Annotated in this window: 13 protein-coding genes; 5 read left to right on the top strand and 8 right to left on the bottom strand. The window is 67.5% G+C overall.

From position 1 onward, the window contains the following. Together SCH01S_RS09040 and ppdK are read left to right on the top strand one after the other, a co-directional pair. A partial coding sequence (locus SCH01S_RS09040) for a glycine--tRNA ligase subunit beta (protein WP_046348484.1) occupies positions 1 to 1,217 on the top strand: 1,217 nt, incomplete at its 5' end. A 94-nt stretch (positions 1,218 to 1,311) separates the two neighbouring features. Then, complete coding sequence (ppdK, locus tag SCH01S_RS09035) at positions 1,312 to 3,972, top strand: pyruvate, phosphate dikinase (RefSeq protein WP_046348480.1); 2,661 nt, start codon at positions 1,312 to 1,314, stop codon at positions 3,970 to 3,972. Here the strand turns inward: ppdK and SCH01S_RS09030 are convergent. Genes SCH01S_RS09030 through SCH01S_RS08995 form a run of 8 tightly spaced genes read right to left on the bottom strand, consistent with a single transcriptional unit; the run spans position 3,969 to position 11,482 of the window. Next, the gene (locus SCH01S_RS09030) at positions 3,969 to 4,313 is read right to left on the bottom strand and encodes a hypothetical protein (protein ID WP_052733878.1); all 345 of its coding nucleotides are present in this window, start codon (positions 4,311 to 4,313) and stop codon (positions 3,969 to 3,971) included. The genes ppdK and SCH01S_RS09030 overlap by 4 nt on opposite strands. A gap of 54 nt (positions 4,314 to 4,367) precedes the next feature. Then, on the bottom strand, positions 4,368 to 5,354 hold the full coding sequence (locus SCH01S_RS09025) for a type II secretion system F family protein (RefSeq protein WP_046348479.1): 987 nt from the start codon (positions 5,352 to 5,354) through the stop codon (positions 4,368 to 4,370). Positions 5,355 to 5,363: 9 nt separating this feature from the next. Further along, a complete protein-coding gene (locus tag SCH01S_RS09020) occupies positions 5,364 to 6,332 on the bottom strand; it encodes a type II secretion system F family protein (protein ID WP_439645806.1) in 969 nt (322 codons plus the stop codon). A gap of 15 nt (positions 6,333 to 6,347) precedes the next feature. Further along, positions 6,348 to 7,631, bottom strand: coding sequence for a cellulose synthase operon protein YhjQ/BcsQ (locus SCH01S_RS09015; RefSeq protein ID WP_046348478.1), 1,284 nt, complete (start codon positions 7,629 to 7,631; stop codon positions 6,348 to 6,350). A gap of 2 nt (positions 7,632 to 7,633) precedes the next feature. Continuing rightward, positions 7,634 to 8,260, bottom strand: coding sequence for a CpaD family pilus assembly protein (locus SCH01S_RS09010; RefSeq protein ID WP_245612209.1), 627 nt, complete (start codon positions 8,258 to 8,260; stop codon positions 7,634 to 7,636). 23 nt (positions 8,261 to 8,283) lie between these two features. Continuing rightward, the gene (locus tag SCH01S_RS09005) at positions 8,284 to 9,966 is read right to left on the bottom strand and encodes a type II and III secretion system protein family protein (protein WP_157032876.1); all 1,683 of its coding nucleotides are present in this window, start codon (positions 9,964 to 9,966) and stop codon (positions 8,284 to 8,286) included. Position 9,967: 1 nt separating this feature from the next. Then, entirely contained in the window at positions 9,968 to 10,975 is a 1,008-nt protein-coding gene (gene cpaB, locus SCH01S_RS09000; protein WP_046348476.1) for a Flp pilus assembly protein CpaB, read from the bottom strand. A gap of 45 nt (positions 10,976 to 11,020) precedes the next feature. Further along, positions 11,021 to 11,482, bottom strand: a complete 462-nt coding sequence (locus SCH01S_RS08995; RefSeq protein WP_046348475.1) for an A24 family peptidase — start codon at positions 11,480 to 11,482, stop codon at positions 11,021 to 11,023. 48 nt (positions 11,483 to 11,530) lie between these two features. Here SCH01S_RS08995 and SCH01S_RS08990 point away from each other — a divergent pair, with 48 nt between their 5' ends. Genes SCH01S_RS08990 through SCH01S_RS08980 form a run of 3 tightly spaced genes read left to right on the top strand, consistent with a single transcriptional unit; the run spans position 11,531 to position 14,190 of the window. Then, positions 11,531 to 12,469 carry an alpha/beta hydrolase gene (locus SCH01S_RS08990; protein ID WP_046348474.1) on the top strand — a complete coding sequence of 313 codons (939 nt, stop codon included), beginning with the start codon at positions 11,531 to 11,533 and terminating at the stop codon, positions 12,467 to 12,469. Continuing rightward, a complete protein-coding gene (locus SCH01S_RS08985) occupies positions 12,466 to 13,545 on the top strand; it encodes an NAD(P)/FAD-dependent oxidoreductase (protein ID WP_046348473.1) in 1,080 nt (359 codons plus the stop codon). Before SCH01S_RS08990 ends, SCH01S_RS08985 begins: the two co-directional genes overlap by 4 nt. Positions 13,546 to 13,557: 12 nt before the next feature. Next, complete coding sequence (locus SCH01S_RS08980) at positions 13,558 to 14,190, top strand: glutathione S-transferase N-terminal domain-containing protein (RefSeq protein WP_046348472.1); 633 nt, start codon at positions 13,558 to 13,560, stop codon at positions 14,188 to 14,190. Positions 14,191 to 14,227 lie beyond the last annotated feature (37 nt).

Raw genomic sequence — 14,227 nt, 5'->3', positions numbered from 1 at the left:
CCGGGGAGGATCTAGCGGCCCTCGCGGAACAGGCCGCCCGCCTCTGCAAGGCCGACCTCGTCACCGGCATGGTCGGCGAGTTCCCCGAGCTCCAGGGCATAATGGGCGGCTACTATGCCCGCGCCCAGGGCTATCCCGACGCCGTCGCCGACGCGATCCGCGACCACTACAAGCCCATCGGCCAAGGCGACGAAGTCCCGACCGCCCCTGTGACGGTCGCGGTCAGCCTGGCGGACAAGCTGGACAGCCTGGTTCAGTTTTTCGCGATCGGGCTACAACCGACCGGATCAAAGGATCCTTTCGCGCTACGGCGCTCAGCGCTCGGGGTTATTCAGCTTATTCTGGCGAATGACCTCAGGTTGAGTTTCGACAGTGTGTTCGGAGCGGGGCCGCACATCAGAGACGCAGCAGCGGCAACCGGCACCGGACCAATGACGATCAAGGTCGCCGCGGACGGGGAAATTTCGACCTCGGGTGAGCCGGCTGCGAAATTCATTGCGGCTGGCGCTGAACTCGTTGCTTTCTTCGCCGACCGCCTCAAAGTCCAGCAGCGCGAAGCCGGCGTTCGTCACGATCTGATCGACGCGGTGTTCGCGCTGGGCGGGGAGGACGATCTCGTCCGCCTGCTCGCCCGCGTTCGTGCGCTGCAATCTTTCGTCGAAACGCCCGAGGGCCGCGACCTGCTCGCCGGCTACAAGCGCGCGGCGAATATTCTGAAGAAGGAAGGGTGGGCCGCCCCCAACCCTCTCCCGACGGGAGAGGGTCGACTCGCCGAAGGCGAGCGGGGTGAGGATGACCAGGCCTCGCCCTCACCCTCCCAGCCTTCGGCTGGGCCCCTCCCTCTCCCGCAGGGAGAGGGAACGATCCAAGGCATTCCCCAGACCGGCGAGGAAGACCCGTTCGTCATGGCCGAGGATCTGCGCGACGCGATCGTCGGCCACGAGAAATTGCTGTCCTACACCCCGGAACCTGCGGAACAGTCCCTGATCGCCGCGCTCGATTCGGCGGAGCCGCGCGCGCGCGCGGCGGTGGCGGCGGAGGATTTCGAGGGAGCTATGGCGGCGCTGGCGAGTTTGCGTGCCCCGGTGGATGCATTCTTCGAGCAGGTGACGGTCAACGATCCGGACCCGGCGAAGCGTGCCGCGCGGCTGAACCTGCTCGCGCGGATGCGCGACGCCGTGCACCAGGTTGCCGACTTTTCGCGGATCGAAGGGTGAAGGAGCCACCGGAAATTTTCCCGATTCCATGTGAATGTCGTCCAACTCGTCCAACTCGTCCAACTCGTCCATTTCGAACGGAGATCAGGCCCGCATGACGCACTATGTGTACCGGTTCGGCGGCGGCGTGTCGGACGGCGGCGCGGGCGACAAGAACCTGCTGGGCGGCAAGGGCGCGAACCTGGCCGAAATGGCGTCGATCGGCCTGCCGGTCCCGCCCGGCTTCACCATCTCGACCGAGATGTGCACCCGCTATTACCAGGAAGGCGAAAGCTTCCCGGAGTCGCTGCGGCAGGAAGTCGCGAACGGCATCGCCCATATCGAGGGCATCACGGGCAAGACCTTCGGGAATCCCGCCGACCCTTTGCTCGTCTCGGTCCGCTCCGGCGCGCGCGTGTCGATGCCCGGCATGATGGACACGGTACTGAACCTGGGCCTGAACGACGAGACGGTGCAGGGCCTCGCCGCCACGTCGGGCGACGAGCGCTTCGCCTGGGACAGCTATCGCCGCTTCATCCAGATGTATGCGGACGTGGTGCTCGGCCTCGATCACGGCAGCTTCGAGGAAGCGCTGGAGATCGCGAAGGAAGACCAGGGCCATTTCCTCGACACCGACATGACGGCCGACGACTGGCGCAAGCTCACGGCCGAGTACAAGCGCCTCGTCCAGGAACAATGGGGCAAGCCCTTCCCGCAGGACGTGCACGACCAGCTCTGGGGTGCGATCGGCGCCGTGTTCGGCTCGTGGCAGTCGGAGCGCGCCAAGGTCTATCGGCGCCTGAACGACATTCCGGGCGATTGGGGCACCGCCGTCAATGTCCAGGCGATGGTGTTCGGCAACATGGGCGAGACCAGCGCCACCGGCGTCGCCTTTACCCGCAACCCTTCGACCGGCGAGCGCGCCTATTATGGCGAGTTCCTGATCAACGCCCAGGGCGAGGACGTCGTCGCCGGCATCCGCACGCCGCAATATCTGACGCGCGTCGCCCGTGAGGCCGCGGGCGCCAGGCCGGCGTCGATGGAAGAGGCGATGCCTCAGACCTTCGCCGAACTCGCCCGCGTCTTCGAGCTGCTGGAGACGCATTACCGCGACATGCAGGACATCGAGTTCACCGTGGAACGCGGCAAGCTCTGGATGCTGCAGACGCGGAACGGAAAGCGCACCGCCAAGGCCGCGCTGAAGATGGCCGTCGACATGGCGGACGAGGGGCTCATCAGCCGGGAGCAGGCCGTCGCCCGGGTCGACCCGTCGGCGCTCGACCAGCTCCTCCACCCCACGCTCGATCCCGAAGCGGAGCGCGACGTACTGACCAAGGGGCTGCCGGCGTCGCCGGGCGCTGCCTCGGGCGCGGTCGTGTTCGACGCGGACACTGCGGAGAAGCGCGCGGAGCTGGGCGAGGCGGTGATCCTCGTCCGCGTCGAGACCAGCCCCGAAGACATTCACGGCATGCACGCGGCCAAGGGCATCCTGACGGCGCGCGGCGGCATGACGTCGCACGCGGCCGTCGTCGCGCGCGGCATGGGCCGGCCCTGCGTTTCGGGCGCCGGCACGCTTGCGATCGACGCGAAGGCGAAGCTGTTCCGCATCGGCGACCGCACGATCAGGGAAGGCGAGACGATCACCATCGACGGCGCGACCGGCGAGGTGATGGCCGGCAAGGTCCCGACCGTGGAGCCGGAGCTGGCCGGCGATTTCGGCACGCTGATGGAATGGGCGGACAAGGTGCGGCGCCTGCGGGTGCGCACCAACGCTGAGACGCCGGCCGACTGCCGCACCGCGCGCGGCTTCGGCGCTGAAGGCATCGGCCTCTGCCGCACCGAGCATATGTTCTTCGACGCCGCGCGGATCACGGCCGTCCGCCAGATGATCTTGGCAACGGACGAGAAGGGCCGGCGCGCCGCGCTTGCCAAGCTGCTGCCCGAGCAGCGCAGCGACTTCGCCGAGATTTTCGAGATCATGGCCGGGCTGCCGGTCACGATCCGCCTGCTCGATCCGCCGCTGCACGAATTCCTGCCGCACGAGGAAGCCGAGTTCGAGGAAGTCGCGCAGGCTGCCGGTCTCGGCGTCGAGGCGCTGAAGCGCCGCGCGGCGGAGCTGCACGAGTTCAACCCGATGCTCGGCCATCGCGGCTGCCGTCTCGGCGTCACCTATCCCGAAATCTACGAGATGCAGGCCCGTGCGATCTTCGAGGCCGCGGTCGAGGTCGCGGAGAAGACCGGTGAGGCGCCGATCCCGGAGGTGATGGTCCCGCTGGTCGCGACCCGCCGCGAGCTCGAGCTGATGAAGGACCTGATCGATCGTACCGCCGAGGCCGTGTTTGCGGAGAAGGGGCGGCAGCTCGACTATCTGGTCGGCACGATGATCGAGCTGCCGCGCGCCGCGCTGAAGGCCGGCGAAATCGCCGAGGTCAGCGCTTTCTTCAGCTTCGGCACCAACGACCTGACGCAGACCACGCTGGGTGTTTCGCGCGACGACGCCGGGCGGTTCCTGACCTCCTATGTCGACAAGGGCATCTTTCCGCGTGACCCGTTCGTCAGTCTCGACGTCGACGGGGTGGGCGAGCTGATCCGCATCGCCGCCGACCGCGGCCGCGCGACGAAGCCGGACCTGAAGCTCGGCATCTGCGGCGAACATGGCGGCGACCCCGCCTCGATCGCCTTCTGCGAAAGCGTCCGCCTCGATTACGTCAGCGCATCACCCTACCGCGTTCCCATCGCCCGCCTCGCGGCCGCGCAGGCGGCGTTGCAGCGTTAGCGGATCGGGCGGATCACGCGGTTGCCGTCGGCATCGACCTCGATCCGCTCGCCGGGGCGCAGGTCGAGATTGTCGATCCGGCCTTCGCGGACGACAGTATCGTCGCGGCGGACCTCGCGGGCGCGCTCATACTCGGCGATGCGGCGATCGTGCTCGGCGGCGCGCTTGTCGGCCTCGGCCAGCCGCGCGTCATAGTCGCGCTTGGTCGCGACATGCGCCTCGCGCTCGGCGGCCAGCTCGCGCTTCCAGCGACCGCCGCCGGAGCGGGACATCAGCCCCAGCACCCAGCCGAGCACCAAAGTCAGTCCCAGGATCAGCCAGAATTCGGGCGTGAAGCTCATGCGCCATCTCCCTCTGTTTCAGAGGAGAAACGGTTGGAGAGGCGCTGCCGTTCCTTACTTGAAGTTGTCGGCGATCGAGCAGGCCGCGGGGCCCAGGATCACGATGAACAGCACCGGCAGGATGAAGCAGATCAGCGGCACCGTCATGATCGCCGGCAGCCGCGCCGCCTTTTCCTCGGCGCGCATCATGCGCTCGTTGCGGAACTCGGCCGACAAGACGCGCAATGCCGAGGCGAGCGGCGTGCCGTATTTCTCGGTCTGGATCATCGTGGTGACGACGCCGCGCACTGCATCCAGCGCGACGCGGGTGGCGAGATTCTCGAACGCCTGGCGCCGCTCGGTCAGGAAGCCCAGCTCGATCGAGGTCAGCATGAATTCGTCGCCGAGCTCGGGATAGCCCTTGCCGAGTTCCTTGGCGACGCGGCCGAACGCGGCGTCGACCGTCAGGCCGGCTTCGGCGCAGATGACCAGCAGGTCGAGCGCGTCGGGCAGGCCCTTGCGGATCGCGTTGCTGCGCTTCGTGATCTTGTTCTTCAGGTAAATGTCCGGCGCCTTGTAGCTGCCGATCAGCGCCGCCGCGGTCACGCCGAACTTCTTGAACGGGCTCCAGTCGGGCCAGAACTGCACGACATAGATCAGGATCACCGCGCCCAGGCCGAAGATGATGGGCAGCATCAGCCGGCCGAAGATCACCGCGATCGCCGCGTCCTTGGAGCGGATGCCGGCCTGCATCAGCTTGATCTGCGCCGCCTTCAGCTGCTCGTCCTGCAGCACCTTCAACGAGGCGAGCAGCGAGCGCATCTTGTCGGTCGTCTCGCTGCGGGCGTTGAGCTTCGCGCGGCGTTTAGAGGTCGAGGCGGTGATGCCGGCCTTCAACTGCTCGCGGCGGTCGTTCAGCGCCTTCACGCGCCGCGCCATCGGATCGCGCACGGTCATGATCGCATAAAGGGCAACCAGCACCATGAACGTCGCGACTGCCGACAACAGCGTCGCCACCCAGAGTACGTCGATGCCCAGCAGGGTCGGTCCGGTCGTTTCCATTGCTGAGCCCTAGATCTCGAAATTGACCATCTTGGCCATGATGAACGCGCCGATGCTCATCCAGATGAGGCCGCCGATGCCCGCGATCATCAGCCGCTCGTCCTGGAAGAAATTGGCCATGTACTTGTTGTTGATGATCCAGATCAGCCCGAACACGATGAAGGGCAGCGATCCGACGATATAGGCGGACGCCTTCGACTCCGACGACATCGCCTTGATCTTCAGCTTCATCTGCGCGCGCTTCCTGAGCACGTCGGCCAGGTTGCCGAGCGTTTCGGCAAGGTTGCCGCCGGTCTCCCGCTGGATCGCCAAGGTGATGCAGAAGAACTGGAATTCGGGCGTGCCCAGCCGGTCCGCGGTTTCCTGGAGCGCGACGTCCATCGTGCGGCCGATCTTCATCTTGTCGGTGACGATCCGGAATTCCTCGCCCACCGGGCCCGGAATTTCGGCCGAGACGACGCCCAGCGTTTCCGAGATCGGCAGGCCGGCGCGCAGGCCGCGCACCAGCAGATCGATCGCGTCCGGAAACCGGATCGTGAAATTTTGGATCCGCTTCTTGATCTTCATGCCGACGAACATGTGCGGCAGGCCCAGGCCGACCATCAGGCCGCCGAACAGGCAGAGCAGTGCCGGCGCGCCCTTCACGAACAGCAGCACCCCGAACACCAAAGTGATGCCCAGGTTGGCGAGCACATATTTGCCGACCGACCAGTCCTTGCCGGTCATCGCCAGCCGCTTCTTCAGCAGGGCCGGGTTGGGCAGCAGGCGGCCCATCATGCTGTCCATCCGCGTATCCCGCGCGGTGGTGATGCGGCGCAATTTGTCTTCGGCCGTCAGCGGCGTCGCGCGGCCATGCCGCTCACGCAGCCCTTCCAGCCGCCGCTTCTGCGCCTTGCTGCTGTTCGGGCCGGACAGGGCGAGCAGCAGCATCGCCAGGGTCAGCACCCCGCCGAGCAGGGGGAAGAAGAGCTGCATCATCGCCCGCGCCGTTCCTTATGCCGCCTTCGGCTTGCCGATTTTCAGCTTGAACTCGCTCAGCTTGCCGATCAGCGAGGTGCCCTTGTCGGCCGTCGCCTTGGTCGCCTTGTCAGCCTCGTCCGAGGAAGCGGAGATCAGCCGGCCGGCGAGCGCATGCAGCGCCTGCGCGACCTTCGCGCCCTTGCCCGTTTCGGCCAGCGGCTTGCCGAGCTTCGCCGCCTGTGCCGCGAGCTTCTGGTCATAGGGGATCACGAAATCGATCTTGCGTTCGATCGACGCCTCGAAATCCTTGCGGCTGAGTTCCGGCACGCCGGACGCGGCCACGCGGTTCGCAACCAGGATCACGCTCGCCTGCGGCGCATTGGTCTTGAACCAAGCCAGGAAGCGGATGCAGTCGCGCGCGGCCGCCAGCGTGATCTCGGTGACCAGCACGACAGAGTTCAGGTCCTGCACCAGCATCGGATGCTGCACCAGCATGTGGCGCGGCAGGTCGATGACCGTGCATTCGAAGCCGGCGCGGATTTCTTCCTGGAGCTGGTAGAATGCCGACCCGTCGGTCATCAGCGGCTGGTTGATCGGCGCTTCCGCCGACAGCACCGCCAGCTTATCGTTCACCCGCACCAGCGCGCGCTCGAGGAACAGGCCGTCGATGCGGCTGGGATTCTCGATCGCGTCGGTCAGGCCGCGGCCGGGCTCCAGGTCGAGCGCCAGCGCGTCGGTGCCGAAATGCACGTCGAGGTCGAGCAGGGCGGCCGAGCGCTTGTCCTTCTCGCCGAACAGCCAGGCCAGCGACGCCGCGACGGTGGACGCACCGGCCCCGCCGCGCGAGCCCATCACCGCCATCATCAGGTGCGGCCGGTCCTGCTGGGGCTCGAAGCTCTTCGGCGCGCTGAACACCGCCTGGGCGCCGGCCAACGCATCACGCAGCTGGTCCGGGTGGAGCGGCTTCAGCAGATAGTCCTGGATGCCGCTGGCCACCAGGTCGCGGTAAAGGCGCACGTCGTTGGCGACACCGGTCGCGATCACGACCGTGCCGGGCTCGCAGACCTCGGCGAGTGCGTTGATCTCGTTCAGCGGGTCGCCCGTTTCCGACAGGTCGACCAGCAGCACGTTGGGGCTTGCCGCGACCGCCAGGTTCTGGATCGCCGCGCGCAGGCCGCCGCGGATCACCTTTTCGGGCGACCAGCCCATTTCCACGGCGATCGGGCGGATCGCGTCGGCGGCGCTGTCGTCGCAGACATAGGCGACGAACGGATCGCGCAAGGCTGCCGATCGGGTGGGGCTCCAGGGTGCGTTCATGCTCAGTTCCCGCTCTTCGACGTGGTTTCGGTCTTCAGTCCGCGCGTGCCGGTCGGGGCGGTGTCGCGATAAATGCGAATCGCCTTGCTGGAGATCGCGGGGTCGCCCGCGGCGGCGCCTTCGCGGCCCTGGATAAGGTCGGTCGGGTCGGCGACCATCGCCGCCAGCGCCGCGTTGCTCGCGCAGCCGTAGTTCGACATGGTCGAGCCGACGAATTCGGGCGAGGCGGAGCGGCTCCAGTCGGGGCAGCCGGGCACGCTGGCGGTCGCGCGGCTGACGACGACGCGGACCGATCCAGGCGGGATTGCGCCCGGCGTCACCGGCGCGCCGGCAACGCTGGCCATGCCGCGGCGGCCGAGAAGCGAGTCGACGTCGCTCCGCACGCCGAGCGAACCGCTCGGGTCGTCGACCGAAATCCGGTCTCCGTAAGCAAGGTCGATCGAGCGGAACCAGCCTTCCAGCCGGTCGCGTTCGCCCGGCGCCAGCCGGTCGCCCGAGGAGGCGAGGTCGATTACATAATCGGTGCGCTGCACGACCGGCTGGTGCACCGATTCCATGCCGCGGTTCACGGTGCCGCACGCCGACAGCGCCAGCGCGAGACCGATCAGGGGGAGGGATTTGCGAAACATCATCGTCTCCTTGGGCGCGCGCATCACTTGAGCGAGAAGCCGGGGGCGGGTGCCGCGTCCGTCTTCCTGTCTGCGGACTTGGCCGGAGCCTGGAGCAGCGGGGTTGCCTGCGACACCGGCTGGCCGGCCGACTGCACCTGCGGCGGCGCCATCGTCGGCAGGGGACGCTGCACGCCGCTTTCGCCCGTGAAGTTCTTGCCCATCAGCACGCGCGCTGCATCGGTCGCGGACTTGTAGCCGTCGGTCGGCAGCGGGATCGCCCCGTTGGTCGGCCTGACGAGATACGGCGTGATGATGATCACCAGCTCGGTCTCGCTGTGACGGAACCGGGTCGACCGGAACAGCGCGCCCAGGATCGGAATGTCGCCGACGCCCGGTGCCTTGTCGATCTGGTCGAAATGCTTGTTCTGCAGCAACCCGCCAATCATGAAACTCTGCCCCGACCCGAGCTCGACCGTCGTTTCGGCGCGGCGGGTGGTGAGCGCGGGGATCTGGAAGCCGTTCAGCGTCACCGATCCGGTCGTGCTCAGCTCCGAGACTTCGGGGCGCACGCGCATTGAGATGCGGCCATCGGCCAGCACTGTCGGCGTGAACGCTAGGCTGACGCCATATTGCTTATATTCGACGCCGATCTGGCCGAGGCCCTGCGCGAGCGGGATCGGGATCTCGCCGCCGGCCAGGAAGCTTGCCGTCTCGCCCGACAGCGCGGTCAGGTTCGGATTGGCGAGCGTGCTGACCAGGCCTTCCGTCTCGGCAAGGTCGAGCGCCGAGGCGACGTCGATGCCGAACAGGCGGCCGGCAAGGGCGATCGAGGTCTTGCCCGCGCCCTGGCCGAGCTTGTCGAAATTATAGAGCGTGCCCGGGTTCGCGGGATTGACCGGAAGGCCGGTCGCCGGATTGATCGGGATCGTGCCGGTCGCGCCGGGGAAGAAGTTGGACGCCGGCACGGTCGGGAACTTCGAGATATCGGCATTGCCGATCGAACCGAAGTTGCGGCCCTGGGCCACACCAAACAGGAAGCCGCCGGTCTGGTCGCGCGTCAGCAGGTTGTTGCCGATCTCCTTGACCAGGTCGCGGCTGACTTCGGCGATCCGCACCTGCAGGTTGACCTGCAGCGGCGTCGCTGTTTTCAGCCGGTTGATCACGCCCATCTTGAGCGCGGCGGCCGGATCGGAAACGTTCACGCCCGGATTAAGCGCGGTCAGCACCAGCCGCTCGGCAGCGGCGCTGTCTTCGGGCGACCCGATCGTGCCGGTGAGCACGGCGAGCTGCCCCGCCGTCGTCACCGCGATCTGGGCATCCGGAAACGCGAGCTTGAGCATCTTGTCGAGCGACGTGATGTTCTGGTTCACGCGGACGTTGGTGGCATAGACGACCTGGCCCGAAGCCGTGGTGGCGAACACCGTCGCTTCGCCGGCGTCCTTGCCGAACAGATGGATCTGCCGCGGATTGCTGACATAGACGTCGGCAACGGTCGGGTTGGAGGTCCAGACATTGGCGATGCCGGTCGGCAGCGTCACCAGCTGGCCCTGGCCGATCGACAGCAGCACTTCGCTGGTCGGGCGCTGGGTGCCGGCGGGCAGGTTCGCAACCCGTGCGGTCCGGCCACCTGCGTCCGCTGCATTCGCGGCCGTGGGATAGCTCGCGGCGAGCACGGTGGCGAGCGCCGCCGCGGCGGTCCGCATCAGAACAGTATGTTTGCGCATGTTACTTACCCCTGACCGAGACTTCGGTCTCCGCGTTGCCGCGAGCGATTTTGACGACAGGCCCGGCGCTGGCGATCACCGTCGCACCGGACGAGGCGGCAGGCGTGGTGGCGGCCGCAACCGCATTCGCGCTCGGAATGGTGCGGCGCGCGAAGCGGGACACGTCGCCCCCGGTCACGAAGGTCGTGTCGGTGTCGACCGGGCGCGACGCTACCTGAAGCAGCATCTGGCGTTCGGCCTTGGGATCCTTGCTGTCGCCGACGCTGACTTCGCCCGCGGCGATTGCCCGTTCGAGTTCGGCGTTGTTGTCGGCGATCGAGCGCAACGACAGCGACAGCTGGCCCATCGACTGCGCGACCGCGATCTTCTCGGCGATCCGCGGCGTTGCTTCGAGCGTCACGGTCGAGAAGGTCTTGACCTCGGTCTTGCCGTCCTTGGTCTCGTTGTCGGTGCGCTGGTCGGTGGCGAGCACGCGGATATTGCGCACGAACGTCTCCGAGGTCCTGAGCGCCGGCCCGTTGCCGCCGCCGGTGACTTCCTGGGTCAGCACCAAATCGATGCGGTCGCCCGGGAAGATGAAGCCGGCGACGCCGCTCTGCGCCGAGACCGACACCGTGACGGCGCGCATGCCCGGCCCGAGCGCGGCGGCGAGGAAGCCGCTGTCGCCCGGCTTGACCAGCGCGCCCTGGGTGATCGGCTGGCCCGCGGTGATCGCGTAGCGCACGACCGTGCCCGGCTGGGGCGGCGAGACGTCGCCCTTGATGTAATAGGCTTCCTCGACCAGCTCCTTGGGCCAGGGCTGGTAGCGGAAGCTATCCGCCTGCAGGATGGTGCCGACCGGCAGCGCGCGCGTGGCGACAAGCACCTGCGGGCCATCGGGTTGCGGGGCGCCCACGGCGGCGGCCTGAGCCGGCGCCCCAGCGCTGCTAAACAGGCTTTTGGCCATCACCGCCGTGACGGCGGCGACCAGCAAAGCCCCTACAAGCAAAGCAATTTTTCTTACATCCACGACCGACGACTCCTGGACCGGATCAAAGACCCTTGCCGATCGTCATCAAGCAAACTGGTTAAGATACAGTTCGCCGATGACCCACAATCCCGCACTGGCGATGGCGACGCCGTAGGGCACTTCCGGGTTGGTCTTGAGCTTGCGAAACCGGTGCACCGCGACGACGATCAACGTCAGCACGCCGCCCAGCAGCGACATCGCGAACAGCATCCGCATCAGCGGCGCCCAGGGCAGCCACAAAGCGAGCGCACCGAGGAGTTTGACGTCGCCGCCGCCCATCCAGCCGAGCGCGAACATGGCCGCAAAAACGGCGAATACTGCCAGCCCGAGCACCGCCTGCAACGCCATGTCCGGCCAGGGCGAAAGGCCCGTCGCCCACCAATAGAGGGGCGCCAGCAGCGCGATCGCCAGGTTGAGGCGATTCGCGATAATTCGTGCTTTCAAGTCCGTTACCGCGGCGCAGAGCAGCAGAAGGGCGAGAATCGCGAGCAGAGCATGAGCGGCCATGCGTGGGGCATCTAGACGCCAAGCCTTGCGAACACGTAACCGGGGACCATGACATTCGACAGGCGGGCGGTCCCCTCAGGCGCGACGATCGGCACATGGGCGGCGCTCGACGGGTGGCCGCTCCGCACCTTTTGCTGGGACCCGGCGGGCGAGCGCGGGGCGATCCTGTTCCTCGGCGGGCGCGGCGACGTTTTCGAGAAATATTACGAGGCCTTCGATCACTGGCATCGCGCCGGCTGGTCGATCGACAGCTTCGATTGGCGCGGACAGGGCGGCTCCGGACGGCTCTCCGCCGATCCGCTGTGCGGGCACGCAAGCGATTTCGCGCCCTGGATCGAGGACCTCGCGGCGTTCTTTGCCGAGTGGAAGGGCCGGACCTCGGGCCCGCATGTCGTGATTGCCCATTCGATGGGCGGGCATCTGACGCTCCGCGCGCTGGCCGAACGGCGAATCGCGCCCGACGCCGCGGTGCTGGTGGCGCCGATGCTGGGCTTGAAGAGCGCCCCGTTCGGGCCGCGGCTCGCGGCGAAAGTCGCCTGGCTGATGACGAAGATCGGCCGGCCCGAGCGGCAGGCGTGGAAGAGCAACGAGCGACCCGGCGTGCCGATGAAGAAGCGCCAGACGCTGCTGACCCACGATCTCGGCCGCTACGAGGACGAGCTCTGGTGGAAGCACGAGAAGCCAGAGATTTCGGTCGGACCGCCGAGCTGGGCGTGGGTGGCGGAAGCCTATCGTTCCACGCTCGCGCTGCAGGCGCCGGGCCGGCTCGAATCGGTGACGACGCCGATGCTGCTGCTTGCGGCCGACCAGGACCGGCTGGTCGATTCGTCCGCGATCCGCCGCGCGGCGGCGCGGCTGCCGGATGCGAAGCTCCGCGTCTGGGGCCCCGAATCGGCCCACGAGATCCTGCGCGAGGCCGATCCCGTGCGTGACGCCGCCCTCGCCGAGATCGACGCGTTCCTCAAAGCGCGCGTCCCACATCCGTGAGACGCTACGACGTCGCGATCGTCGGCGCCGGGATCGCCGGCGCCAGCCTTGCTGCCGAAGTGGCGCCCTACGCATCGGTGCTGCTGCTCGAAGCGGAGGATCAGCCCGGCTATCACGCGACCGGCCGCTCGGCGGCGTTCTGGTCCGAAACCTATGGCGGGCCGCTGGTCCAGCCGCTGACGAGCGGATCCGAGCGGTGGTTCCGCGACCGCGGCCTGCTCCACTCCAGGCGCGCGCTCTATCTGGGCCGCGCCGCGGACGAGCCGGCGATCGCTGCCTTTCTGTCGGCCTTCGCCGGCAGTGCCGTCCCACTGGAACGCTGGCCGATCGAGCGTGCCCGCGCCTTGCTGCCCCACCTCGCGCCCGAATGGGACCGGGCCGTGTGGGAAGCGAGCTGCACCGACATCGACGTGGCGGGCGCCCATCAGGCATTCCTGAAAGAGGCGCGACAGGCAGGCGCGCAACTGCGCTGCGCGGCGCCGCTGCAGCATGCGCAGAGACTGGAGACCGGCTGGCGGCTGCAGGCCGGCGGAGAGGCGATCGATGCCGGCATTCTCGTCAATGCGGCGGGCGCCTGGGCCGACCCGGTCGCTCGCAAGGCGGGCGTGCCGCCGATCGGCATCCAGCCTTACCGCCGCACCGTCGTGCAGCTTGCCGTCGACCCGCCTGCGCCCGCCGACCTGCCGCTCGTCATGGACATGGAAGGCAGCTTTTATTTCAAACCCGAAGCCGGCCGGCTCTGGCTCAGCCCCCATGATGAAACGCCCGACGAGCCCTGCGATGCCGCGGCCGATGAGTTGGACGTCGCGCTCGCCATCGATCGATTCGAGCGGGCGATCGGCTGGCGCATTGTCCGGCTGGAGCGGCGCTGGGCGGGCCTGCGCTCGTTCGCGCCCGACCGGCTGCCGGTCTACGGCTTCGATCCCGCCGCGCCCGGCTTCTTCTGGTGCGCGGGCCAGGGCGGCTTCGGCATCCAGACCGCTCCTGCCGCCGCGCGCATGGCCGCCGCCCTGCTGCTCGGCCGGCCGGTGGCGGAGATCGATCCCGCTCCCTATCTGCCGAACCGGTTCAGATAATCGGAGGATAGCATGATCACGCTCTACACCTGGACGACGCCCAATGGCCGCAAGCCGGCGATCATGCTGGAAGAGCTCGGATGGGACTATCAGGTGAAGGGCGTCAACATCGGCAAGGACGAGCAATTCGCAGCCGATTTCCTGAAGGTCAGCCCCAACAACAAGATTCCCGCCATCGTTGATGACGAAGCGGAAGGCGGGCCGCTGTCGATCTTCGAAAGCGGCGCGATCCTGACCTACCTTGCCGAAAAGAGCGGGAAATTCCTGGCGCCGTCCGGCCCTGCGCGATTCAAGGCGCTGGAATGGCTGTACTGGCAGATCGGCGGGTTGGGGCCGATGCTCGGCCAGCTCGGCTATTTCGCCAACCGCGCGCCCGAAAAGGTGCCGCTCGCGATCGACCGGTTCAAGGACGAATGCGAGCGCCTGATCCGGGTCATGAACGGCCGGCTCGCCGAGGCCGAGTATCTGGGTGGCGATTATTCGATCGCCGATATCGCCTGCTATCCCTGGATGGTCGCGGCCACGACCATGCTGAAAGTGCCGCTCGCGAACGCGCTGGAACGGGCGCCGGCGGTGCAAAGCTGGCTCGAGCGCCTGGGCGAGCGGCCGGCTGTGCAGAAGGGGATGGCGGTTCTGCAAAGCTAAATCCTCCCCGGAACGGGGAGGGGGACCAAGCGAAGCT

Origin of the sequence: Sphingomonas changbaiensis NBRC 104936 (assembly GCF_000974765.1) — a bacterium.
GTDB lineage: Bacteria > Pseudomonadota > Alphaproteobacteria > Sphingomonadales > Sphingomonadaceae > Sphingomonas_B > Sphingomonas_B changbaiensis.
The sequence above is the reverse complement of the archived record's forward strand: the minus strand, read 5'-3'. Positions and strand labels throughout refer to the sequence as shown.

Bases quoted from the DNA above. Each gene is read 5' to 3' on its own strand.
- ppdK (WP_046348480.1), top strand. From the start codon at position 1,312: ATGACGCACTATGTGTACCGGTTCGGCGGCGGCGTGTCGGACGGCGGC.
- SCH01S_RS09030 (WP_052733878.1), bottom strand. From the start codon at position 4,313: ATGAGCTTCACGCCCGAATTCTGGCTGATCCTGGGACTGACTTTGGTG.
- SCH01S_RS09025 (WP_046348479.1), bottom strand. From the start codon at position 5,354: ATGGAAACGACCGGACCGACCCTGCTGGGCATCGACGTACTCTGGGTG.
- SCH01S_RS09020 (WP_439645806.1), bottom strand. From the start codon at position 6,332: ATGATGCAGCTCTTCTTCCCCCTGCTCGGCGGGGTGCTGACCCTGGCG.
- SCH01S_RS09015 (WP_046348478.1), bottom strand. From the start codon at position 7,631: ATGAACGCACCCTGGAGCCCCACCCGATCGGCAGCCTTGCGCGATCCG.
- SCH01S_RS09010 (WP_245612209.1), bottom strand. From the start codon at position 8,260: ATGTTTCGCAAATCCCTCCCCCTGATCGGTCTCGCGCTGGCGCTGTCG.
- SCH01S_RS09005 (WP_157032876.1), bottom strand. From the start codon at position 9,966: ATGCGCAAACATACTGTTCTGATGCGGACCGCCGCGGCGGCGCTCGCC.
- SCH01S_RS08995 (WP_046348475.1), bottom strand. From the start codon at position 11,482: ATGGCCGCTCATGCTCTGCTCGCGATTCTCGCCCTTCTGCTGCTCTGC.
- SCH01S_RS08990 (WP_046348474.1), top strand. From the start codon at position 11,531: ATGACATTCGACAGGCGGGCGGTCCCCTCAGGCGCGACGATCGGCACA.
- SCH01S_RS08980 (WP_046348472.1), top strand. From the start codon at position 13,558: ATGATCACGCTCTACACCTGGACGACGCCCAATGGCCGCAAGCCGGCG.